This is a genomic window from Roseovarius sp. (assembly GCF_040219995.1).
In the GTDB taxonomy this organism is placed as follows: domain Bacteria; phylum Pseudomonadota; class Alphaproteobacteria; order Rhodobacterales; family Rhodobacteraceae; genus Roseovarius.
In genome coordinates, this window is sequence record NZ_JAVJUC010000028.1 from 19,048 (window position 1) to 40,674 (window position 21,627).

Consider the following 21,627-nt stretch of genomic DNA (forward strand, 5'->3'; position numbering starts at 1 on the left):
TCACACCTTGCGCGCCACGATGAAGCGGCTCACCGGCCGCGCCGGATAGTTGCCCGTCTCGACAATCTCGAATCCCTGACGCCGTATGACAGCTTCCAGCGTCTCGACCTTAAGGCACCGCACGAACGGCGCCTTGCCCAGCTTCTGCATCACCCAGATCAGCACCTTGAAATGCGGCGCGCGGCCCAGACAGACGGTCTTGGAGATGAAATGGCCGCCCGGGCGCAGCAGCCCGTGGATCTGCGCGATGGTGCCCTCCATGTCGGGCAGCAGGTGCAGGTAATTGAACCCCAGCACCGCGTCATAACCCGCGCCCGGCATCCCGATATCGGCTGCCGTCGCGACCCGCGCCGTCACATTCCCCGCCCCCGCTTGCAGGATCTTGTCCTGCGCAATCGCGATCATCCGCGGCGAAATGTCGGTCGCGGTGATATGGCCCGCATCCCCCGCCAGCTTGAGCGCGGTCGTCCCGGTGCCGCAGCCCAGTTCCAGAACGTTATCCGCCGGGTCCAGATAGGCGCGCGTCCGCGTCAGCGTTTCCTCGTAGGCTGCGATATTCTTGACCGGGCTTGCGGCATATTTGTCGGCGATCTTGTCCCAGAACGTGGCATCGGCGGTCATGGTGTGGCTCCTGAATGTGATGTAGCGCCTATAGCCGCCAATCGGCCCCATGATAATTGCATAATTATCTATTTCATGTATGCGTTTTTGTATGAATTGGCCCGCGATGCATTTCGACTGGAATCAGATCCGCGCCTTCCTCGCGACGGTCGAGGAAGGCTCGCTCTCGGCGGCGGCCCGCGCCCTCGGGCAATCACAACCCACGCTCAGCCGCCAGATCAGCGCCCTTGAGGCTGATCTTGGCATCGCCCTCTTCGAGCGCGTCGGGCGCGGTCTCGAGATCACGCCGTCGGGCCTCGATCTCGTCGAGCATGTCCGCGCCATGGGCGACGCCGCGACGCGCATTTCGCTCGCCGCCTCGGGGCGCAACCACGCCATCGCCGGCAAGGTCCGCATCACCGCCAGCGACGCCCTTGCCGCCCATGTCCTGCCCCCCGCACTCGCGCATATCCGCGCCAAGGCCCCCGGCATCGAACTTGAAATCGTGGCCACCAATGCGCTTAGCGACCTGCGCCGCCGCGAGGCCGATATCGCCCTGCGCCACCAGCGCCCGACAGAGCCCGACCTGATCGCCCGGCTGATCCATACCAGCCGCGCCAGTCTTTATGCCGCGCCATCCTATCTCGCCCGCATCGGTACACCCGTCACGGCACAGGACCTCGCCGATGCCGATTTCATCGGCTTCGATGGCAGTGACCGGTTGCTCGACGGCCTCACCGCCATCGGCATACCCGCCACGCAAGCCAGCTTTCCCCTGAAATCCGAAAGCGGCACCGTCGCCTGGGAAATGGTGCGCAAGGGGCTCGGCATCGGCGTGATGATGGACGAGGTCGCCGCCGCCTGTCCCGATGTCATGCGCGTTCTGCCCGACTTGCCGGGGTTCGAAATCCCGGTCTGGCTGACCACGCACCGCGAATTGCACACCAGCCGCCGGATACGGCTGGTCTATGACGCGCTTGCCGCAACCTTCGCCCCGTCCTCGCACATCAACTTGTAAAGATGCCACGTCGCGTGCCCCAGCAGCGGCAGCACGAAGAACAGCCCCAGGAACGCGGGCAGCATCGCCACAAAGGTCAGCCCCGCGATCAGTGCCGCCCAGATCAGCATCGGCACCGGGTTCGCGATCACCGCATGCAGGCTGGTGATCATGGCGGTGACGAAATCCACCTCGCGATCCAGCAGCATCGGCAGCGCCACCACCGTCAGACTATAAAGCAGGAGCGCAAAGACCGCCCCCACGCCCGAGCCCACCGCCAGCATGCTCAGCCCTTCGGGCGTGAAATAAATCTCCAGCGACGAGGAGACATTGGTCATCGTCGACAGCCCCAGAAAGAGCGCAAAGATCATATGCGCGAGGAAAAACCAGAACAGGAACACCATGATGATGATCGCGCAGATCGACGGCAACTGCCGCCGCCGCTGATACGCGATCACCGCGAAAATCTCCGACGCCACCAGCGCGCGGCCCTCGCTCAGCCGGTGGCTCACCTCGTAGAACCCCACGGCTGCGAACGGCCCAACCAGCGGAAAGCCGACAGCGGCGAAGATCAGCCAGTAACTCTTGCCCGTGGCCAGCGTGATCCAGGCCAGCAGCATCCCGATCACCACATAGACCCCGGCGAACGTTACCGCATAGCCCGGGGCCTGTCGCATATCCGCCCAGCCCCGGCGCAGCGCCTCGCCCAGCATGCCCGTCCGCACCGCGCCCATCTCCGGCACGCCCAGGGGCTTTACCTCTCTTGCTGGCATCGCGCATCCTCTCCCGTTTCGGCAAAGGTTAGCGGCAGGCGCATCTTATAAAAAGATGCAAGTTGAACTCAGCTTAGCACCGGCGGGCGCTGTCCCGGCCAATCGGTCGCTGCGTGCCAGGCCTCGGCCAGTTCCAGCAACTGCCGGTCGGCCCCGCGCTTGCCGATCAGTTGCAGCCCCATCGGTAGGCCCTGCGGCCCGAACCCCGCCGGCACCGCCACCACCGGCAAGCCCGCCAGCGAGGCCGGCACCACCACCTCCATCCAGCGGTGATAGGTGTCCATCGCCTGCCCGGCTATCGCACGCGGATAGACCTCATCGGCTGGAAACGGCCAGACCTGCGCGGTCGGCAGGGCCAGCACGTCATGGCTCTCGAAAAGCCGCGCGGCGGTGGAAAACCACCCGCTGCGCGCCACGCTCGCGCGGTGCACATCAAGCGCGCTCAGGCGCTGCCCCGCCTCCACCTCCCAGACCGCCTCCGGCTTCAACCGCCCGCTCTCCAGCAGCGGCCCGAGATTGGCCGACACCGCCCAATGCCGCAGCGTCACCCACGCCTCCCAGAGCGCCTCGCGGCTATAGGGCGCGGCCAACGCCTCGACCTGCGCGCCCAGCCCCTCCAGCACGCCCAATGCGGCCTCGCAGAGCGACAGGATGCCCTCCTCATAGGGCCAGGCCCCGCCCCAATCGCCCAGCCAGCCGATCCGCACCCCCGCCGCGCGCGGCGCGATCTCCGACAGGTCCGGTGCCTCCATTCCATGCGGCTGTCGCCCGTCACGCCCCGCCATCACCGACAGGAACAGCGCCAGATCGCGCGGGTTGCGCGCCATCGGCCCGTTGGTGGACAACTGATGCAGAAAGGTATCGGCGCGCGGCTCGCTTGGCACCAATGACCAGCTTGGCCGCATGCCATAGACATTGCACCAGCCCGCCGGGTTGCGCAGGCTGCCCATCATGTCCGACCCGTCCGCCAGCGCCAGCATGCCGCAGGCCAGCGCCACCGCCGCCCCGCCTGACGATCCGCCACAGGACCGCGCGGGATCATAGGGGTTTACCGTCACACCGTGCACCGGGTTGAACGTATGGCTGCCCAGCCCAAACTCGGGCGTGTTGGTCTTGCCGATGAAGATCGCCCCCGCCGCGCGCATCCGCGCGACGTGGAGATCGTCACCCTCCGCCACCTGCCCCGCGAACAGCGGCGAGCCCTGCGAGGTCGGCAACCCCGCCACATTGGCCAGATCCTTGACCGCGATCGGCAACCCGTGCAGCGCCCCGCGCGGCCCGCCTTGATCCACCGCGCGCGCCTCGGCGATCAGATCGGCGGCGTCGCGCAGGCTGACAATCGCGTTGACCCGGGGATTGACCGCCGAGATGCGGTCCAACGTCTCGCGCATCACCGCTTCGGCGCTCACCTCGCGCCGCACCATTCGCCCGATCAGCCCCTCCGCCGTGCCCTCGATCATCTCCACCTCCAGCTTCATCTTGCCTGAAATATTCCGGGGGAGTCGCCGCCTCGCGGCGACGGGGGCAGCGCCCCCCACATCACCTCACCCCGCGCGCCCGCTCGCCTTCTTCTTCTCGGCCACGACCTTCTCCGCCAGATCGCGCGCGATGGCAAAGGCCCCCTTGATCCGGTCCGCCTCGCCCTTCCAGTCGCGCCGCACGACGATCTTGTTGTCGCGCACCTTGGCCAGCCCCTTCTGGTCGTTGATGAACTCCACCAACCCCTGCGGCGAGGCGAACTTGTCATTGTGAAACTGGATCGTCGCGCCCTTGGGCCCGCCATCGAGCTTGGCAATCCCCGCCCGCTTGCACATCGCCTTGATCCGCACCACCAGCATCAGCATGTTGACCTCGCGCGGCAGCTTGCCGAACCGATCAATCAGTTCTGCGGCAAAGCCTTCCATCTCGACCTTGCTCTCCAGCCCGCTCAAGCGGCGATAGAGCCCCAGCCGCACATCGAGATCGGGCACATAGGTCTCGGGAATGAGCACCGGCACACCCAGATTGATCTGCGGTGCCCATTGCTCATCGGCCTCCGACAGCCCGTCGATCTGGCCCGACCTGATCTTGGCAATCGCCTCTTCCAGCATGGATTGATAGAGCTCATAGCCCACATCGCGCATCTGCCCCGACTGTTCCTCACCCAAGAGGTTCCCCGCCCCGCGAATGTCGAGATCCTGAGACGCCAGCGTGAACCCCGCCCCCAGCGTGTCGAGACTGCCCAGCACCCGCAGCCGCTTTTCCGCGCCGGGCGTCAGCGGCACCCGTGGCTTGGTCGTCAGATACGCATAAGCGCGGGTTTTGGAGCGCCCCACCCGCCCCCGGATCTGATAGAGCTGGCTCAGCCCGAACATGTCGGCGCGGTGAATGATCATCGTGTTGGCGGTCGGGATATCCAGCCCCGATTCCACGATGGTCGTGGCCAGCAGCACATCGTATTTGCCGTCGTAAAAGGCGTTCATCCGGTCATCGAGCTCTCCGGCGGCCATCTGCCCATGCGCCACCACATAGGACACCTCGGGCACCTCGTCGGCCATGAACGCCTCGATCTCGGGCAGATCCTTGATGCGTGGGACCACGAAAAACGACTGCCCGCCCCGGTAATGCTCACGCAACAGCGCCTCGCGCACCGTCACCGTGTCAAACTCGCTCACATAGGTGCGGATCGACAGGCGGTCGACGGGCGGCGTGCCGATGATCGACAGATCCCGCACGCCCGAGAGCGACAGTTGCAGCGTGCGCGGGATGGGCGTCGCGGTCAGCGTCAGCACATGCACGTCCGAGCGCAACTGCTTCAATCGCTCCTTATGCGCCACGCCAAAGCGTTGCTCCTCGTCGATGATCAACAGGCCCAAATTCTTGAACCGCACACTCTTTGCCAGCAGCGCATGCGTGCCCACCACGATATCGGCCTCGCCCCTCGCCATGGCGTCGCGGGTCTTGTTGGCCTCGCCCGCGCTGACAAAGCGCGACAGCGGGCGCACATTGACGGGAAATCCACGAAACCGCTCGGCAAACTCCTTGTAATGCTGCCGCGCCAGTAGCGTGGTCGGCGCGATCACCGCCACCTGCAACCCCGACATCGCCGCGACAAAGGCCGCGCGCATCGCCACCTCGGTCTTGCCAAAGCCCACATCGCCGCAAATCAGCCGGTCCATCGGACGGCCCGCGCCCAGATCGCCCACCACATCCTCGATCGCGCGCAGCTGATCGTCGGTCTCCTGATAGGGAAAACGCGCGGCAAACGCCTCCCAGGCGTGATGCTCGGCCTCGACCACCGGCGCGCGGCGCAATTCGCGCTCGGCGGCCACACGGATCAGGCGGTCGGCCATCTCGCGTATACGTTCCTTGAGCCGCGCCTTCTTGGCCTGCCACGCACCGCCGCCCAGCTTGTCGAGCAGCCCTTCGTCATGGCCGTAGCGCGACAGCAGTTCGATATTCTCGACCGGCAGATACAGCTTGGCGCTCTCGGCATATTCCAGCACCAGGCACTCATGCGCCGCCCCCGCCGCCGTGACCACCTCAAGCCCCAGATACCGCCCGATCCCGTGATCCACATGCACCACCAGATCGCCCGCGCTCAGCGCCTGCGCCTCGGTCAGGAAATTCTCGGCCCGCCGCTTGCGCTTGGCCCCGCGAATAAGGCGCTCGCCCAGCACGTCCTGCTCGGCGATCACCGTCAGCCCCGGTGCGATGAACCCCTGTTCCAGCGGCCAGACCGCCAGATGCAGCCCGCGCTTGCCCAGCGCCTTGGCACTGCGGATGGTGACCGCGCCCAACAGGCCCTCATCCTCCAACAGCCCCTCGATCCGCTCGCGCGCGCCTTCGGAATAGGACGCGACCACCACCGGCCCCTCGGCCATGCGTGCGTCAACATGATCCTTCAGAACGCTGAAAAGGTTGATGTTTTCCTGTTGCCGCTCGGGCGCGAAACTGCGCCCGATACGCCCGCCCGCGTCGATCACCCCCGGCCCGGTGGCCTGCGGCAACGCCACGAATTGCAGCACCCGCCGATCCGCCACCGCCGCCTGCCAGGCATCGTCATCGAGGTAGAGCAGACCCGGCGGCACCGGCTTGTAGACCGTATCGCTGCGGTTCTTCTGGCTCAGCGCGTGCTGGCGCGCCTCGTATTGATCGGCAATGCTCTCCCACCGCGCCACCCGCGCCGGCCCCACCTGATCGTCAAGCGTGATCGACGCCTCTGGCAGATAATCGAAAATCAGCTCCAGCCGCTCATGAAAGAACGGCAGCCAATGCTCGACCCCGGCATGTTTACGCCCCGCGCTCACCGCCTCGTAGAGCGGATCATCGGTGCCCGCCGCGCCAAACTCGATCCGGTAATTCTGCCGGAACCGCCGGATCGCGGCCTCGTCCAGAATGACCTCCGACACCGGGGCCAGCTCGATCCGCTCCAGCGTCTCGGTGGTGCGCTGCGTCGCGGCGTCGAACCGGCGCAGCCCATCGAGGATATCGCCAAAAAGATCGAGCCGCACCGGCCCCGCCTCACCCGGCGGATAGATGTCGATGATGCCGCCGCGCAGCGCGTAATCTCCGGGCTCGGTCACCGTGGGGGCCTGCGAAAACCCCATCCGTACCAGAAAATCGCGCAGCGCCTTCTCGTCGATGCGCTCGCCCACGGCGGCGGCAAAGGCGGCCTCGCGCAGCACCTCCCGCGCGGGCACGCGCTGTGTTGCGGCATTGAGCGTGGTCAGCAGCACGAACTGCTTGGGCGCGCCATGCACCAGCGTGGCCAGCGTCGCCATCCGCGTGGCGGAAATATCGGCATTGGGCGACACCCGGTCATAGGGCAGGCAATCCCAGCCGGGAAAGCGGATAACCGGCATGTCGGGGGCAAAGAACTCCAGCGCCGCCGCCATCGCCGCCATCCGCTTGTCGTCGCGCGCGACATGGATGACCGGCCCGCCGCACGCCTCGGCCTCTTTCAGCACCAGCCGCGCGTCAAAGCCTTCGGGCGCGCCGCCCACCTTGATGTGATCGCTCATTGCCTCACCCGTTCCGTCGCGCCGTGCCGGTCAGCTCAGCACGTTCGCGTTCATGTTCTGATACATGCCCCACATCGCGGTGACAAAGATCGACGCCATGCCGATCAGCTGGATGTGCAACCTGTGGCGCTGAATGCGCTTGATCAGCGCCTCGCCCGCCAGCGCCTGATCCTGGATGATATGCGCCGTGCGCACCGACAGCAGCGCCACCAGCAGCAGCGGAAAGCCCAACAGGAAAATCGCCTGTGCGAACTCGCTGTCATAGACAAACCCCATAAGTGCCACGCTGGTCATGGCGAAGGCCACCAGCCCGGCCAGTAGCAATCCGCTCTCGCGCGCGACAAAGAGAATGCGATTGGTGTTCACCCGCACAAGATCCTGAAAATCCCGCATCGGCGCGTCGCTCTCGCTCTTGCGCGCACGGATCGCCATGTCCCACGGCACGCCCAGCACCCAGTGCGAGGCCGACGACCACGTCACCGCCAAGGCGATCCAATACCAGAGGTTGCTAAAAGAGCGCATGTCAATGAGCTCGAACACATTGTCATACCAGTCCAAGGCCACGCCCCTGTTTCACTACCGTCGCCCCTCTTAGCGCCGGTGCGCGGCAATTCCTACCCTTGAGATGCACGAATTTCCATGCCACTCAATTGACACCCCGAGATCACCAGAAAGTCCGCCCATGCGCCCGACCCAAGCCGCCTTCCCCGCCACCCGCCTGCGCCGCACCCGCCAGTCGCCCGCAATCCGTGACATGGTGGCGGAAAACACGCTGACCTCGGCCGATCTGATCTGGCCGGTCTTCGTGCGCGACGGCGAGGGAGTCGAGGAACCGGTGCCCTCGATGCCCGGCGTGATGCGCCGCTCCATCGACCGCGTGGTCGAGGCCGCCCGCGAGGCCGCCGATCTCGGAATTCCGGCGATCTGCCTCTTTCCCTTCACCTCCGCCGAGAACCGCACCGCCGATTGCGCCGAGGCATGGAGCCCCGACAACCTCTCCAATCGCGCCACCCGGGCGATCAAATCGGCGGTGCCCGACATCGCGGTGATGGCCGACGTGGCGCTCGATCCCTATTCCGACACCGGCCATGACGGCTTTGTCGTGAATGGCGAGATCATCAACGACGCCACCGTCGAGGCGCTGGTGAAACAGGCGCTGAGCCAGGCCGAGGCGGGTGTCGACATAATCGGCCCCTCGGACATGATGGACGGGCGCATCGGTGCCATTCGCGCCGCACTCGAGACAAACGGTCACCCGAACGTGATGCTCATGTCCTACGCCGCCAAATACGCCTCGGCCTTCTACGGGCCATTCCGGGATGCGGTGGGCGCGGGCGCGGCGCTCAAGGGCGACAAGAAAACCTACCAGATGAACCCCGCCAACACCGACGAGGCGCTGCGCCTTGTCGAGCGTGACCTCGCCGAAGGGGCCGACATGGTGATGGTCAAACCCGGCCTGCCCTATCTCGATATCTGCCGACGGGTGAAGGATAATTTCGGCGCGCCCACCTTCGCCTACCAGGTGTCGGGCGAATACGCGATGATCATGGCCGCCGTGCAGAACGGCTGGATCGACGAGGAACGCGCCATGTTGGAGAGCCTGATGTGCTTCAAGCGCGCAGGCTGCGACGGGGTGCTCAGCTATTTCGCCCCCAAGGTGGCCCGCCTCTTGTCCTGACACATGCCATACGCGCAAGAACCCGCGTAGGCCCGCAATCCCTAGTGACAGCAGCGGTCGGCCTGTCTATACTAAGTGGCATCAAACCCGGCACCAGACCGGCATTTCCAGAGGCAACGAAACGGGCAATGACATGAGCAACCTTTCACGACGTGGATTCACCTTCGGCCTTTTGGCTGGCACACCGCTCCTTGCGGCCTGCGGCAACGGCGTCGGCAGTCCGGGTGCGGCCCGCATCGACGCGCGCGTCGCATCCACCAAAAGCCACATGTTCGCCAACTATCCCGGCACCCGCGATCTCGCCGAGAAATCGACCGGCATACTGGTCATGCCGGTGATCACCGAAGGCGGATTCTTTGTCGGCGGCGGCTATGGCCAGGGCGCGCTTCAGATCGACGGTGTCACGGTCGATTACTACTCCGCGACCAAAGGCAGCTTCGGCCTGCAATTCGGGGCCCAGCAATTCGCCCATGTGCTCTTTTTCATGACCGAAGAGGCTTTGGAACGGTTCCGTCGCTCCTCGGGCTGGGCCGCGGGTGCCGATCTTGAATATGTCTTCAATGATCGCGGCGACAACCTGCGCGCCGAAACCACGACCTCCACAGCCCCCGTCGTGGCGGTGATCTTCGGGCAGGCGGGTCTGCTTGCCGGGGCCTCGCTCGAAGGCATGAAATATACCCGCATCATCCCCTGACACAGGGCAAGGTTCAGACGGGCGGCCGGTCTTGCACCGGCCGTTCTGCGTTTTCCCGGCCAAGCCCTCCGGCGCACGCGTGGTCTGCTTGGCGGAAACATCTGATTTCGCCCCCTGCACCCTGCGCCACATCGGGCAATCTTCCCCCTAGCAAGCCCGCCCCCCATCGCCTAAGTTCATCCCCAAGTGAAACCGGCCCCGGGGGCGTCATGAATGAGACCGGACTACAGAAACTGGCGTTTTTCCTGCTGGTGGCACTGATCCTGTTCGTCGCCGCCGCAGGAGGCGTGTGATGGCGCAGCGTTTCGGCGGAAAATTCAGCCCCGACGGCAACGGCTCCACGCCCCCCGCCCAAACCGGCGGCTATCGCGGCGCGCGGCGCACCCGCGCGGGCGGGCGTGTCAACCTGCTCTTCATGGCCCCGCTGCCCCTCACTGTGCGCGCCTTCACCTCCGGCCCGGTCGAGATGGCGCTCAACCTCACCGCCCTCGGGCTGTTGCTGCTCGCCGCATGGCTCACCCGCGAGGGTATTCTTGCACAAGAGGCCTATGAGGCGCGCAAGATCGCCCGCCGTCCCGCCATTCCGCGCAAGATCTTCGCCTCTCTGCTCACCGGCGCAGGTCTTGGCCTCGCGGGCTTTGCCACCGGCGGCGGCCTCATTGAGCCGCTGATCTACGCGGTCGCGGGCACCGCGCTGCACAGCCTCGCCTTCGGGCTTGACCCTCTGCGTGACAAGGGCAGCGAGGGCGTCGACAGCTTTCAGACCGACCGCGTCGCCCGCGTCGTCGATCAGGCCGAGGAGTATCTCAAATCCATGTCAGACGCGATCCGCCGCACCGGCGACCGCGCGCTCGAATCGCGGCTCGACCAGTTCCAGATCACCGTGCGCGACATGCTGCGCACGGTCGAGGACGACCCGCGCGACCTGACCAAGGCGCGCAAATTCCTGGGCGTCTATCTGATGGGCGCGCGCGACGCCTCGGTCAAATACGCCGACCTCGCCACCCGCGCCCCCAACCCCGAGGCGCGCGAGAAATACCTCGCGCTGCTGTCGGACCTCGAACAGAATTTCACTGCCAAGACCCGCGCGCTCATGGCCGACAGCACCACCGATCTCGATATCGAGATCGAGGTGCTGCGCGACCGGCTGGAGCGTGAGGGCGTTCACCTTGAGACCAGAGATTTAGCGTAAGAGGACCAATCCATGTCAGAGACCACCCGCCAAAAGGCCGAAGCCGCCCTCGCCGATGTCGAGGCCGTCAGCCGCGCGATCCTGCCCGAGCCATCGGATGCCAATGCCATCGTAGCGCTCGATCAGGCAGACGCCCCCGCCAGCGCCGAGATCACCCGCCGGATGGGTGAAATCGACATGGCCGACACGCGGTCCATCGTCTCTTTCGGCTCCGCCGCGCAGGCCGAATTGCAGGAAATCTCGCAGAGCATGCTGCAAGGCGTGCGCAATAAGGATGTGGGCCCGGCAGGCGACAGCTTGCGCGGCATCGTCACCACGATCCGCGGCTTCTCGGTCTCCGAGCTTGACGTACGCCGCGAACGGTCGTGGTGGGAGAAACTTCTGGGCCGCGCCGCCCCCATCGCCAAGTTCACCGCCCGCTTTGAGGAGGTGCAGGGCCAGATCGACAAGATCACCGACGATCTGCTGGCGCATGAGCACACCCTCCTGAAGGACATCAAGTCGCTCGACATGCTCTATGAGAAGACGCTCGCCTTCTATGACGAACTCGCGCTCTACATCGCGGCGGGCGAGGCCAAGCTCAAGGAACTCGACGAAAAGGACATCCCCGCCAAGGAGGCCGAGGTGCAGGCCGCGCCCGAGAACGACCAGGTGATGACCGCGCAGGAGTTGCGCGACCTGCGCGCCGCGCGCGACGATCTCGAACGCCGGGTGCATGACCTGAAACTGACCCGTCAGGTCACCATGCAATCCCTGCCCTCGATCCGCCTCGTGCAGGAAAACGACAAATCGCTGGTCACCAAGATCAACTCCACCCTCGTCAACACCGTGCCTCTCTGGGAAACCCAATTGGCGCAGGCGGTCACCATCCAGCGTTCGGCAGAGGCCGCCAAGGCCGTGCGCAGCGCCAATGACCTCACCAACGAGCTGTTGACCGCCAACGCCGCCAACCTGCGCGAAAGCAACAAGATGATCCGGCAGGAGATGGAGCGCGGCGTGTTCGACATCGAAGCGGTGAAAAAGGCCAATGCCGACCTGATTGGCACCATTCAGGAAAGTCTCCAGATCGCCGACGAGGGCAAGGCCAAACGCGCCAAGGCCGAGGAAGACCTCAAGAAGATGGAGGCCGAATTGCGCGACACGCTGGCCTCGGCCAAGGCGCGACGCGATGGCACGGGCGACACCGCCGGCACCGCCGTGCCCAAGGGCTGACCCGGGGCATGCGGGCACAGCGGTACACGGCATGGATTGCGGGCGCGGCCCTTGCGGCGCTCGCGGCCTGCGACGTGCCCGCCCCACCCCCTGCAGAACGCCCGACGGCGCGCCCGCCGGGCGGCGCACCTCTCCCCGAGCCCGGCCCCTCCTATGAAAGCCGCGCACTTGCCAGCTATTACGAGCGGATCGAGCGCAACCTGCTGTCGCGGGGCCTGTTGCGCACCGATGGCGGCGGGCCGGACACGCCTTATACCGACACCGATCTCCTTCGCAATTTCGAGCGGATCGTGTTCTTCGACGAATACGCCCCCGGCGGCGGCTATCGCCCCTCCTCGGGGCGCGCGGGCGGTTTGCGCAAATGGCAGGGGCCGGTGCGCATGGGCGTCGAATTCGGCGCCTCGGTCCCGCGCGATCAGCAGGTGCAGGATCGCAACACCATCACCGCCTATGCCAACCGCCTGTCGCAGGCCGCGCGCCACCCGATCAGCGCAGGCACGCGCAATCCCAATTTCCACGTTCTGGTCATGGCCGAGGATGACCGCGCCGAGGGGCTTGCCCGAATTCGCCAGATGGTGCCGGATATCGACCCGGCCACCATGGGCATCTTCCGCTCCATGCCGCGCAGCATCCACTGTCTGGTCGTGGCTTTCTCCGGCAAAGGCGACCCCCACATCTATACCCAGGCCATCGCATGGATCAGGGCCGAACATCCCCCGCTGATGCGCGAATCCTGCGTCCACGAGGAACTGGCGCAGGGCCTCGGCCTCGCCGATGACAGCCCCGCCGCCCGGCCCTCGATCTTCAACGACGACGACGAATTCGCCTGGCTAACCACCCAGGACGAGGAATTGCTGCGCCTGCTCTATTCCCCCGATCTCAAACCCGGCATGACCCCCGACGAGGCCCGCCCCATCATCCGCCGCCTTCTGGATGAGCGCGCGGGCGGGCCGGTCTGACCCCCCGATTACAGGAGCTTTTCACATGCCCATCTTCGATTTCCTCTCCGGCCAGTTCATCGACGTCATCCACTGGACCGACGACACCCGCGACACCATGGTCTGGCGCTTCGAGCGCGAGGGCCACGAGATCAAGTACGGGGCCAAGCTGACCGTCCGCGAAGGCCAATCCGCCGTCTTCGTCCATGAGGGGCAGCTGGCCGATGTCTTCACCCCCGGTCTTTACATGCTCGAGACCAACAACATGCCGATCATGACCTCCCTGCAACACTGGGATCACGGCTTTCGCTCGCCCTTCAAGTCGGAAATCTACTTCGTCGCCACCAACCGGTTCACCAACCTCAAATGGGGCACCAAGAACCCGATCATGCTGCGTGATCCGGAATTCGGCCCGACCCGCATCCGCGCCTTCGGCACCTATACCGTGCGTGTGAGCGACCCAGCGAAGTTCCTGTCGGAAATCGTCGGCACCGACGGCGAATTCACCATGGACGAGATCAGCTTCCAGATCCGCAACATCATCGTGCAGGCGTTCAGCCGCATCATCGCAGGCAGCGGCATCCCGGTCCTCGACATGGCCGCCAACACCGCCGATCTGGGCAAGCTGGTGGCCGGTGAAATCACCGCCGTGGTCGCCGAATACGGGCTGGAAATCCCGGAATTCTACATTGAAAACATATCCTTGCCGCCCGCCGTGGAACAGGCACTCGACAAGCGCACCTCGATGGGCCTCGCGGGCGATCTGGGCCGCTTTACCCAGTATTCCACCGCCGAGGCGATGACATCGGCGGCCAAGAACCCGTCGGGCGGCGGCGGCATCGGCGCGGGCCTTGGCATGGGGATGGGCATGGCGATGGCGCAGCAGATGGCCGATCAGAGCCGCAATCCGGGACCATGGGGCGCGCGCCCCGAGGCTGCCGCCGCAGCGCCCCCGCCACCGCCGCCCGTCGAACATGTCTGGCATATCGCCGAAGACGGCCAGACCCACGGCCCCTATTCCAAGGCCCGCCTCGGGCGCATGGTGACCGAAGGCAGCCTGACCCGCGACAGCCATGTCTGGACCGCCGGTCAGGACGGCTGGAAACGCGCCGAGGACGTGGCGGAACTGGCACAGCTCTTCACCGTCATGCCGCCGCCCCCGCCGGGCGCGTGACCCCATGCGCCGCCGCGCCACCATCACGCTGCACTGGCTGAACCTGCTGCTGTTGCTCTTCGTGCTGGGCGATGGCGGGGTGACCACATGGCTCTCGCTGCTCTACGCCGCCTCGGCGCTCACCATGTGCGCGCTGGCACTGGTCTTCGGGCTGATGAGCGGCCCGGGGCCAAAGCTCGAAGGGGCGGTGCGCGCCCTGCATCCATGGCTGCACCGGGCGATCTACGCGCTCCTCGGCTGGGGCGCCGTGGCGCTTCTGGCCGAGACGCTCGCCACGCCCCTGCCCGGCCCCACCGCGCGCACGCTGCTGCTGACGCTGCTCGCGACGACGGCGCTCCACGCGGTCTTCAACCTCTGGCGTCACACCGCGCTTGGCGACGGCGCGCTGCGGCGGATCACCCCGCGCGCCATTCACCACATTCTGTGATCGCGATGCCGCGCGTCACCCGGTCAATGGCTCGCGGTCATCCGCCAGCGCGACACCGCCACGGTCAGCGCCTGCGACGCCTGGGTGAATTCCGCCTCAAGCATCTCACTCGCAGCATCCGATCGGCCCTGCTTGATCAGCTGCGCCGCACGCGATGCCGCACGATGAAACTCGGCATGCCGCACAATCGTTTCACTCGCCTCCTGCTCCAGTCGCACGTCGCTCGGCAGACTGTCCAGCCACCGACCGAAGGCACAGCCGTGATGGTCGCCCGCCTGCGCCACAAGCGCCTCATCCGCCCCCTTCCGGATCGCGGCCCTGAGCCGGAATTTCCATGCACCATGCGCGCCGATGGCGTCGGTGAGATTGTCGTAGAGCGCGAGGTCAGTCATTGTGCATCCTTGTCTTGCGGGGTCATTCAGGTAAACGGTCAGATGACCTGTGACTTTAGCAAGAAGGGGGGCAGGACATGTCGGTGACGGATCACCGCTTTCCCTGTACAAGCTGCGGGTCGGATTACCGCTATGATCCCGGCGCGGGCCAGCTGATCTGCGACCATTGCGGCGACGTGGCCGAGATCGAGACCGGCGGTCCGTGGCAGGGCGGCATCAAGGAACTCGATTTCCGCGCCGCGCTCCGCGACCAGCTTCCCGCGCAGGAGATGGAAGAGACCCGCACCACCAAATGCACAAGCTGCGGCGCGCAGGTCGAACTGGGCGACGCCACCCACGCCACCGAATGCCCGTTTTGCGCCTCACCCGTGGTCACCGATACCGGCACGCACCGCCATATCAAGCCGCGCGCGCTGCTGCCCTTCGCGCTGGACGAATCGCAGGCCCGCAAAGCGATGACCGACTGGCTGGGCCGTCTCTGGTTCGCGCCGAACGGCCTGCAGGACTACGCCAGAAAAGGCCGCAAGATGGAAGGCATCTACGTCCCCTACTGGACCTTCGACGCCGACACCAAGTCGCACTATCGCGGCGAGCGCGGCACCGTTTACTATGAAAGCCGCACCGTCATGCGCGACGGCAAGCGCCAGACCGTTCAGGTCGCCAAGGTTCGCTGGCGCGCCGTCTCGGGCCGGGTCGCGCGCTTCTTCGACGATGTGCTGGTGCTGGCCTCCACCTCGCTGCCCAAACGCTTCACCGACGCGCTGGAGCCGTGGGATCTGTCGGCACTGGAGCCCTACACGCCGGAATATCTCGCAGGCTTCCGCGCCGAGGGCTACAGCGTCGACCTCGACGACGGCTTCAGCCAGGCTCGTGACAAGATGGACGCCACCATCGCCCGCGACGTGCGCTTCGATATCGGCGGCGACCGGCAACGCATCCACGACATCGACACCGCCATCAGCGATGTCACTTTCAAGCATATCCTGCTCCCCTTATGGCTCGCCGCCTATAAATACCGCGGTGAAACCTACCGCTTCGTGGTCAACGCCCGCACCGGCCGCGTGCAGGGCGAACGGCCGTGGTCGGCATGGAAAATCGCCGTGGCTGTCATTCTGGGCGCGGCTATCGCAGGCGGCATCGGCTATCTCATCGCCCTTGAACAGGGCGGCTTCTGATGCGCTCCACCGTCGCGATCCAGATCACCACGGCGCATGCGGGCGGCGAGGTGGGCGACGTGATCACCGGCGGCGTCGCCCCGCCCCCCGGCGCCACCATGTGGGAGAAATCCCGCCACATCGCCCGCGACGACCGGCTGCGCCGTTTCGTGCTGAACGAGCCGCGCGGCGGCGTCTTTCGTCACGTCAACCTGCTGGTGCCGCCGGTGGACAGCCGCGCCGACATGGGCTTCATCATCATGGAGCCCTGCGACACCCCGCCGATGTCCGGCTCCAATACGATCTGCGTGGCGACCGTGCTTCTGGAGACCGGCATCCTGCCGATGACGGAGCCCGAAACCCGCCTCACGCTCGAGGCCCCCGGCGGACTGGTGGCGGTGCGCGCGCGCTGCGAAGGTGGCCGCGTGACCGACATCGCGCTGGAGAACCTGCCCTCCTTCGCCTGCCAACTCGACGCGACGATTGACGTGCCGGGGCTGGGGCGCATCACCGTCGATACCGGCTTTGGCGGCGACAGTTTCGTGGTGGTCGATCCCGACACACTCGATCTGGCGCTGACCCCTGAAAACGCGCGGGCGCTGGCCGAGACCGGCACCCGCATCACCCGCGCCGCGACCGATCAACTCGGGTTTGACCACCCCACCAACCCCGATTGGCGGCATATCTCATTTTGCCTTTTCGCCACCCCGCCCGAGCGCGACGGCGACGCGTTCCATGCCCGCCACGCCGTCGCCATCCGCCCCGGCAAGATCGACCGCTCGCCCACCGGCACCGGCCTTTCGGTGCGCATGGCGCTCCTGCACGCGCGCGGGCAGATGACCCAAGACGACCGCTACAGCGCCACCTCGCTCATCGGTGCGCGCTTTGACGGGCGCATCCTCGGGGCCACCACCTGTGGCCCCTTGGCGGCGATCCGCCCGGAAATCGCGGGCCGGGCATGGATCACCGGGCAATCCACCCTTATGCTGGACCCCGAAGACCCCTGGCCCGAGGGCTACCGTCTCTCCGACACATGGCCCGGCACAGAGGAGCCTGAATGACCAACGCCCACGACACGCTCCACACTATTCTCGATGCGCGCCGGTCCTGCCGCGCCTTCCTGCCCGATCCGGTGGCGACAGACGTGATCGAGCAAATCATACGCTCCGCAAGCCGCGCGCCCTCGTGGTGCAACGCGCAGCCCTGGAAGGTGACGGTCACGCAGGGCACGGAAACCGAGCGCTTTCGCCACGCCCTGCTTGAGGCCGTGACCCATGACACCCCCGCCCCCGACCTGCCCTGGCCCGAAAGCTATCCGGGCGCGCATGGCGCGCGCCGCCTCGAATGCGGGCTGCAACTCTACGAGGCCGTGGGCATCGCCCGCAATGACCGTGCAGCCCGGGCCGAGCAGAGCATGCAGAATTACCACCTCTTCGGCGCGCCGCATGTGGCCATCGTCCATTCCGAGGCCGCCCTCGGACCCTACGGCGCGATGGATACCGGCGGCTTCGTCACCGCCTTCATGCTCGCGGCAACGGCGCTTGGCGTCGGCAGCATCGCGCAGGCCTCGGTCGCGGCCTACGCGCCGATGATCCGGCGGCATTTCGATCTGCCCGACAGCCGGTTGATCCTCTGTGCCATTTCCTTCGGCCTGCCCGACCCGGATCACCCCGCCAATACGTTCCGGACCACGCGGGCAGACCTCAACGAGGTGTTCGATCCACGGGGGTAGGGAGCAGCCGCTGAAGCGGTGGTCAGACTTTTGCCCCCGCGCGGGATCAAGGCGTGCTTGCACGCCGCCGCGCGAGCGCCCGACCGCCCCCCGGGCGGGCGCTTTTGCAACGTCGCAAACCCGCGCAAACGTTGCAGTATTCGGCTACCATAAAGCGCGCCCCACGACCGTAGCAGCGCCCACCCGCAGTCGGTCGCCCGCGCGGCTTGTCTCTTGAGCACCCATCGGGGTGACCCTCCCCCTCACCCCCGCTTGATCGCCACCTTGCGCCCCTCCGGCGCGGCCGTGTCGCGGCGCGGGATCGTCACGCTCAGCACACCGTCCTTGAGATGCGCCTCCACCTTCTCACCATCGGCATCGGGCGGCAGCCGGAACGAGCGGCTGAAACTGCCATACTGGCGCTCGGTAAAGAACCACGTCTCGCCCTTTTCCTCGCGCGCGGCGCTTTTCTCGCCCTTGATGCTGATCACCCCGTCATGCACCGACAACTCGATGTCCTTCTCCTCGACACCGGGCAATTCCATCGTGATCCGGTACGCCGCCTCGTCCGACGAGGCATCCGAAGCCGGGGCCAGCCAATCCGCCACCCGCGTGCCGAAATTGCGCAGCGGCTCATATAGCTGCGGCCAGAACCCGGCAGTATGCGATTTTTCAACCATGATGCATCCTCCTTCACGTTGAAGACGGCGCAAGCCTACTCTAACACCGGCACCACGGCCTTGACCCGTATCAAATCCCCGCACCAAAGGTGGTCCCATGCGCGCCCTTCTGCAACGTGTCTCCCAGGCTTCCGTCACCGTCGGGGGCGACACCATCGGCCAATGCGGCCCGGGCCTCTTGGTCCTCGTCTGCGCCATGCAGGGCGACACCGAGGCCGAGGCCGACCGGCTGGCGGCAAAGATCGTGAAACTACGCATCTTCACCGATGACGCGGGCAAGATGAACCGCTCGGTCGTCGATGCGGGCGGCTCTGCCCTCGTGATCAGCCAGTTCACCCTCGCCGCCGACACTTCGCGCGGCAACCGGCCCGGCTTTTCCACCGCCGCTGCCCCCGACGAGGGCCGCCGCCTCTATGAGCATTTCGCCGCCCGGATCGCGGCCCATGGCATTCCAACCGAAACCGGGCGCTTTGGCGCGGATATGAAAGTGTCGCCGCTCAACGACGGCCCGGTGACCATCTGGATGGAAAGCTGAACCGCCGAGCCGCGCGCAAGCCATTGCCCCCGCCGCCCTTGGGCGCTATCACCACCTCTGATCACCCCACACGCAACGGAGGGCCAGAGCGATGGCAGCCTATCAATACGTCTATCACATGCAGGGCGTCTCCAAGACCTACCCGGGCGGCAAGAAATGCTTCGAGAACATCCATCTCAGCTTTCTGCCCGGCGTGAAGATCGGCGTCGTGGGCGTGAACGGCGCGGGCAAATCCACCCTGATGAAGATCATGGCCGACCTCGACACCGACTTCACCGGCGAGGCCTGGGCCGCCGAGGGCGCCAAGGTCGGCTATCTCCCGCAGGAGCCGCATCTCGACGAGAGCCTCACCGTGCGCGAAAACGTCATGCTGGGCGTGGCCGGGAAAAAGGCCAAGCTCGACCGCTTCAACGAACTGGCGATGAACTACTCGGACGAGACCGCCGATGAGATGGCGCAGCTTCAGGACGAGATCGACAGCGACAACCTCTGGGATCTCGACGCCCAGATCGACGTCTCGATGGAGGCGCTGCGCTGCCCGCCCGACAATGCCGATGTCACCACCCTCTCGGGCGGCGAGAAACGCCGCGTTGCGCTCTGCAAGCTGCTGCTCGAAGCGCCCGACATGCTGCTCCTCGACGAACCGACCAACCACCTCGACGCCGAAACCATCGCCTGGCTGCAACAGCACCTCATCGACTACAAGGGTACGATCCTGATCGTCACCCATGACCGCTATTTCCTCGACTCGATCACCGGCTGGATTCTGGAATTGGACCGCGGCCGCGGCATCCCCTACGAGGGCAACTATTCCGCCTGGCTGGAGCAAAAGGCCAAGCGGCTGGAGCGCGAGGCCAAGGAAGACAAGTCCAAGCAGAAGACGCTCGAGCGCGAATTGGAATGGATGCGGCAGGGTGCCAAGGCCCGCCAGGCCAAGCAAAAGGCCCGGATCAACGCCTATAACGAACTGGCAGGCCAGTCCGAGCGCGAAAAGGTCGGCCGCGCCCAGATCGTCATCCCCAACGGGCCGCGTCTCGGGTCCAAGGTGATCGAGGTCGAGGGGCTGAAAAAGGCCATGGGCGACAAGCTCCTGATCGAGGATCTCAGCTTTTCGCTGCCCCCCGGCGGTATCGTCGGCGTGATCGGCCCCAACGGCGCGGGCAAATCCACCCTCTTCAAGATGCTGACCGGGCAGGAGAACCCGGACGAAGGCAGCATCGACTACGGCGACACGGTGGAGCTGTCCTATGTCGATCAGTCCCGCGATGACCTGAAACCCGACGAGACCGTGTGGGAAGCCATTTCCGGCGGTGCCGAGATCATCCAGCTGGGCGACGCCCAGATCAACTCGCGCGCCTATTGCGGCGCGTTCAACTTCAAGGGCGGCGACCAGCAGAAAAAGGTCTCGCTGCTCTCGGGCGGCGAACGCAACCGCGTCCACATGGCGCGGCTGCTGAAAGAGGGCGGCAACGTGCTGCTCCTCGACGAGCCCACCAACGATCTCGACGTCGAAACCCTCCGCGCTCTGGAAGACGCCCTCGTCGATTTCGCCGGCTGCGCCGTGGTCATCTCCCACGACCGCTTCTTCCTCGACCGCATCTGCACCCACATGCTCGCCTTCGAGGGCGAGGCCCATGTCGAATGGTTCGAAGGCGCCTTCTCGGATTACGAGGAAGACAAGAAGCGCCGTCTGGGGCCGGATGCGCTGGAGCCGAAGCGGGTGAAGTATAAGAAGTTTGCGAGGTGATTATCTAATGTGGGGATTGGCGTTACTTGTTTTCGCCCTTGGCACGGCTACCGCAAATATGGCGCTTGCTGCAGAAAAAATTCTGGAGTGTGAAGCTACACGCGTGTCCGACCAGGAAAATGTGGAGTACGTTATTAAGCTTGAAGACGACTTTGCTTGGATTAACGGTTCGCGCTGGTCCTATTCTAACGAGAGTGATCGCATAATTCTGGATTATGACCCTGAGAATACAGAGGGGTATCGGTCTCGAATAACTATTGACCGCATATCTGGTAAACTTTTCCATGCGGTGCTTGGTGGTTCCACGGTGTATCGAACAATGAAAGGCGATAGGCCGTGCAGATCGATAGACCGACGATTTTAGTCTCATAGCTTCTACGGAGACGTCTGCATCGACGCTCATTCGTGGATTTTTCGCCGCGTGCAAATAATTTTCCGAAATGTATGTCGATCCACTAAGCGGCTTCTCCCCCGCGCGGAATCGAGGGCCGCAGGCCCGCCGCGCGATCGCCGACGCGCCCCCACGCGGCGGCGATTTGGTGAGGCTGGGTGCACCGTATGAAGGTCACGCGGATGTGGCTGAGATAAAGTGACATGCGCATCGGTCGGATCGCCCCCGCGCGCGTCGGCCATCGCGCGGCAGGCCGGTCGCTCTCCTGTCTGCAACGCGACCCCACCTCCCCGTCATCCTCGGGCTTGACCCGAGGATCTGGTGGGGGA

The 21,627-nt window shown here is 65.5% G+C and carries 21 protein-coding genes; 13 read left to right on the forward strand and 8 right to left on the reverse strand.

Annotated elements, in window-relative coordinates:
* On the reverse strand, positions 1-621 hold the full coding sequence (locus tag RID11_RS12735; RefSeq protein WP_350139701.1) for a class I SAM-dependent methyltransferase: 621 nt from the start codon (positions 619-621) through the stop codon (positions 1-3).
* A 91-nt stretch (positions 622-712) separates the two neighbouring features.
* On the opposite strand from RID11_RS12735, the gene RID11_RS12740 reads away from it, so the two are divergent.
* Positions 713-1,618 carry a LysR family transcriptional regulator gene (locus RID11_RS12740; protein ID WP_350139703.1) on the forward strand — a complete coding sequence of 302 codons (906 nt, stop codon included), beginning with the start codon at positions 713-715 and terminating at the stop codon, positions 1,616-1,618.
* Here RID11_RS12740 and RID11_RS12745 read toward each other — a convergent pair.
* The 4 genes from RID11_RS12745 to RID11_RS12760 all read right to left on the reverse strand — a co-directional run bounded on the left by RID11_RS12745 (position 1,567) and on the right by RID11_RS12760 (position 7,895).
* A complete protein-coding gene (locus RID11_RS12745; RefSeq protein ID WP_350139705.1) occupies positions 1,567-2,370 on the reverse strand; it encodes a DUF2189 domain-containing protein in 804 nt (267 codons plus the stop codon). The genes RID11_RS12740 and RID11_RS12745 overlap by 52 nt on opposite strands.
* A 68-nt stretch (positions 2,371-2,438) precedes the next feature.
* The gene (locus RID11_RS12750) at positions 2,439-3,830 is read right to left on the reverse strand and encodes an amidase (RefSeq protein ID WP_350139753.1); all 1,392 of its coding nucleotides are present in this window, start codon (positions 3,828-3,830) and stop codon (positions 2,439-2,441) included.
* An 84-nt stretch (positions 3,831-3,914) separates the two neighbouring features.
* Entirely contained in the window at positions 3,915-7,373 is a 3,459-nt protein-coding gene (mfd, locus tag RID11_RS12755) for a transcription-repair coupling factor (protein WP_350139707.1), read from the reverse strand.
* Positions 7,374-7,403: 30 nt separating this feature from the next.
* Entirely contained in the window at positions 7,404-7,895 is a 492-nt protein-coding gene (locus tag RID11_RS12760) for a component of SufBCD complex (protein WP_350139710.1), read from the reverse strand.
* A 160-nt stretch (positions 7,896-8,055) separates the two neighbouring features.
* Between RID11_RS12760 and hemB the strand changes: the two genes are divergently transcribed.
* From hemB to RID11_RS12795, 7 genes are all read left to right on the forward strand, one after another.
* A complete protein-coding gene (hemB, locus tag RID11_RS12765; RefSeq protein ID WP_350139713.1) occupies positions 8,056-9,051 on the forward strand; it encodes a porphobilinogen synthase in 996 nt (331 codons plus the stop codon).
* Positions 9,052-9,184: 133 nt separating this feature from the next.
* Positions 9,185-9,745 carry a lipid-binding SYLF domain-containing protein gene (locus RID11_RS12770; protein ID WP_350139716.1) on the forward strand — a complete coding sequence of 187 codons (561 nt, stop codon included), beginning with the start codon at positions 9,185-9,187 and terminating at the stop codon, positions 9,743-9,745.
* A 292-nt stretch (positions 9,746-10,037) separates the two neighbouring features.
* Positions 10,038-10,937: a 5-bromo-4-chloroindolyl phosphate hydrolysis family protein gene (locus RID11_RS12775; RefSeq protein ID WP_350139719.1), complete on the forward strand. Its 900-nt coding sequence runs from the start codon at positions 10,038-10,040 to the stop codon at positions 10,935-10,937.
* Positions 10,938-10,949: 12 nt separating this feature from the next.
* Positions 10,950-12,149 (forward strand): toxic anion resistance protein, encoded by a 1,200-nt coding sequence (locus RID11_RS12780; RefSeq protein WP_350139722.1) that lies wholly within the window; start codon positions 10,950-10,952, stop codon positions 12,147-12,149.
* An 8-nt stretch (positions 12,150-12,157) separates the two neighbouring features.
* Positions 12,158-13,108 carry a DUF2927 domain-containing protein gene (locus tag RID11_RS12785; protein ID WP_350139724.1) on the forward strand — a complete coding sequence of 317 codons (951 nt, stop codon included), beginning with the start codon at positions 12,158-12,160 and terminating at the stop codon, positions 13,106-13,108.
* A gap of 25 nt (positions 13,109-13,133) precedes the next feature.
* Positions 13,134-14,261, forward strand: a complete 1,128-nt coding sequence (locus tag RID11_RS12790) for an SPFH domain-containing protein (protein ID WP_350139727.1) — start codon at positions 13,134-13,136, stop codon at positions 14,259-14,261.
* A 4-nt stretch (positions 14,262-14,265) separates the two neighbouring features.
* Complete coding sequence (locus RID11_RS12795) at positions 14,266-14,688, forward strand: hypothetical protein (protein ID WP_350139729.1); 423 nt, start codon at positions 14,266-14,268, stop codon at positions 14,686-14,688.
* A 23-nt stretch (positions 14,689-14,711) separates the two neighbouring features.
* Here RID11_RS12795 and RID11_RS12800 read toward each other — a convergent pair whose 3' ends face one another.
* On the reverse strand, positions 14,712-15,080 hold the full coding sequence (locus tag RID11_RS12800) for a CZB domain-containing protein (RefSeq protein ID WP_350139731.1): 369 nt from the start codon (positions 15,078-15,080) through the stop codon (positions 14,712-14,714).
* Between the two features lie 77 nt (positions 15,081-15,157).
* On the opposite strand from RID11_RS12800, the gene RID11_RS12805 reads away from it, so the two are divergent.
* The 3 genes from RID11_RS12805 to RID11_RS12815 are packed head-to-tail and all read left to right on the forward strand — an operon-like array spanning position 15,158 to position 17,966.
* Complete coding sequence (locus RID11_RS12805) at positions 15,158-16,255, forward strand: TFIIB-type zinc finger domain-containing protein (RefSeq protein ID WP_350139733.1); 1,098 nt, start codon at positions 15,158-15,160, stop codon at positions 16,253-16,255.
* Positions 16,255-17,295, forward strand: coding sequence for a trans-3-hydroxy-L-proline dehydratase (locus RID11_RS12810; RefSeq protein ID WP_350139737.1), 1,041 nt, complete (start codon positions 16,255-16,257; stop codon positions 17,293-17,295). The genes RID11_RS12805 and RID11_RS12810 overlap by 1 nt, the downstream gene beginning before the upstream one ends.
* On the forward strand, positions 17,292-17,966 hold the full coding sequence (locus tag RID11_RS12815) for a nitroreductase (RefSeq protein ID WP_350139740.1): 675 nt from the start codon (positions 17,292-17,294) through the stop codon (positions 17,964-17,966). The genes RID11_RS12810 and RID11_RS12815 overlap by 4 nt, the downstream gene beginning before the upstream one ends.
* A gap of 242 nt (positions 17,967-18,208) precedes the next feature.
* Here RID11_RS12815 and RID11_RS12820 read toward each other — a convergent pair whose 3' ends face one another.
* On the reverse strand, positions 18,209-18,625 hold the full coding sequence (locus RID11_RS12820) for an Hsp20/alpha crystallin family protein (protein WP_350139742.1): 417 nt from the start codon (positions 18,623-18,625) through the stop codon (positions 18,209-18,211).
* Positions 18,626-18,722: 97 nt separating this feature from the next.
* Between RID11_RS12820 and dtd the strand changes: the two genes are divergently transcribed.
* The gene (gene dtd / locus RID11_RS12825) at positions 18,723-19,160 is read left to right on the forward strand and encodes a D-aminoacyl-tRNA deacylase (protein ID WP_350139745.1); all 438 of its coding nucleotides are present in this window, start codon (positions 18,723-18,725) and stop codon (positions 19,158-19,160) included.
* A gap of 91 nt (positions 19,161-19,251) precedes the next feature.
* The gene (gene ettA / locus RID11_RS12830) at positions 19,252-20,907 is read left to right on the forward strand and encodes an energy-dependent translational throttle protein EttA (protein WP_350139748.1); all 1,656 of its coding nucleotides are present in this window, start codon (positions 19,252-19,254) and stop codon (positions 20,905-20,907) included.
* 455 nt (positions 20,908-21,362) lie between these two features.
* Here the strand turns inward: ettA and RID11_RS12835 are convergent.
* Positions 21,363-21,627 (reverse strand): hypothetical protein (locus RID11_RS12835; protein WP_350139750.1); only part of this gene is annotated, 265 nt, incomplete at its 5' end.

What these genes read in the sequence shown, in the direction of transcription:
- dtd (WP_350139745.1), top strand. Translation starts at nt 18,723, where the DNA reads ATGCGCGCCCTTCTGCAACGTGTCTCCCAGGCTTCCGTCACCGTCGGG.
- RID11_RS12800 (WP_350139731.1), bottom strand. Translation starts at nt 15,080, where the DNA reads ATGACTGACCTCGCGCTCTACGACAATCTCACCGACGCCATCGGCGCG.
- RID11_RS12775 (WP_350139719.1), top strand. Translation starts at nt 10,038, where the DNA reads ATGGCGCAGCGTTTCGGCGGAAAATTCAGCCCCGACGGCAACGGCTCC.
- RID11_RS12805 (WP_350139733.1), top strand. Translation starts at nt 15,158, where the DNA reads ATGTCGGTGACGGATCACCGCTTTCCCTGTACAAGCTGCGGGTCGGAT.
- RID11_RS12770 (WP_350139716.1), top strand. Translation starts at nt 9,185, where the DNA reads ATGAGCAACCTTTCACGACGTGGATTCACCTTCGGCCTTTTGGCTGGC.
- hemB (WP_350139713.1), top strand. Translation starts at nt 8,056, where the DNA reads ATGCGCCCGACCCAAGCCGCCTTCCCCGCCACCCGCCTGCGCCGCACC.
- RID11_RS12790 (WP_350139727.1), top strand. Translation starts at nt 13,134, where the DNA reads ATGCCCATCTTCGATTTCCTCTCCGGCCAGTTCATCGACGTCATCCAC.
- RID11_RS12745 (WP_350139705.1), bottom strand. Translation starts at nt 2,370, where the DNA reads ATGCCAGCAAGAGAGGTAAAGCCCCTGGGCGTGCCGGAGATGGGCGCG.
- ettA (WP_350139748.1), top strand. Translation starts at nt 19,252, where the DNA reads ATGGCAGCCTATCAATACGTCTATCACATGCAGGGCGTCTCCAAGACC.
- RID11_RS12810 (WP_350139737.1), top strand. Translation starts at nt 16,255, where the DNA reads ATGCGCTCCACCGTCGCGATCCAGATCACCACGGCGCATGCGGGCGGC.
- RID11_RS12820 (WP_350139742.1), bottom strand. Translation starts at nt 18,625, where the DNA reads ATGGTTGAAAAATCGCATACTGCCGGGTTCTGGCCGCAGCTATATGAG.
- RID11_RS12780 (WP_350139722.1), top strand. Translation starts at nt 10,950, where the DNA reads ATGTCAGAGACCACCCGCCAAAAGGCCGAAGCCGCCCTCGCCGATGTC.
- RID11_RS12795 (WP_350139729.1), top strand. Translation starts at nt 14,266, where the DNA reads ATGCGCCGCCGCGCCACCATCACGCTGCACTGGCTGAACCTGCTGCTG.
- RID11_RS12740 (WP_350139703.1), top strand. Translation starts at nt 713, where the DNA reads ATGAATTGGCCCGCGATGCATTTCGACTGGAATCAGATCCGCGCCTTC.
- RID11_RS12760 (WP_350139710.1), bottom strand. Translation starts at nt 7,895, where the DNA reads ATGCGCTCTTTTAGCAACCTCTGGTATTGGATCGCCTTGGCGGTGACG.
- RID11_RS12785 (WP_350139724.1), top strand. Translation starts at nt 12,158, where the DNA reads ATGCGGGCACAGCGGTACACGGCATGGATTGCGGGCGCGGCCCTTGCG.
- RID11_RS12815 (WP_350139740.1), top strand. Translation starts at nt 17,292, where the DNA reads ATGACCAACGCCCACGACACGCTCCACACTATTCTCGATGCGCGCCGG.
- RID11_RS12735 (WP_350139701.1), bottom strand. Translation starts at nt 621, where the DNA reads ATGACCGCCGATGCCACGTTCTGGGACAAGATCGCCGACAAATATGCC.
- RID11_RS12750 (WP_350139753.1), bottom strand. Translation starts at nt 3,830, where the DNA reads ATGATCGAGGGCACGGCGGAGGGGCTGATCGGGCGAATGGTGCGGCGC.
- mfd (WP_350139707.1), bottom strand. Translation starts at nt 7,373, where the DNA reads ATGAGCGATCACATCAAGGTGGGCGGCGCGCCCGAAGGCTTTGACGCG.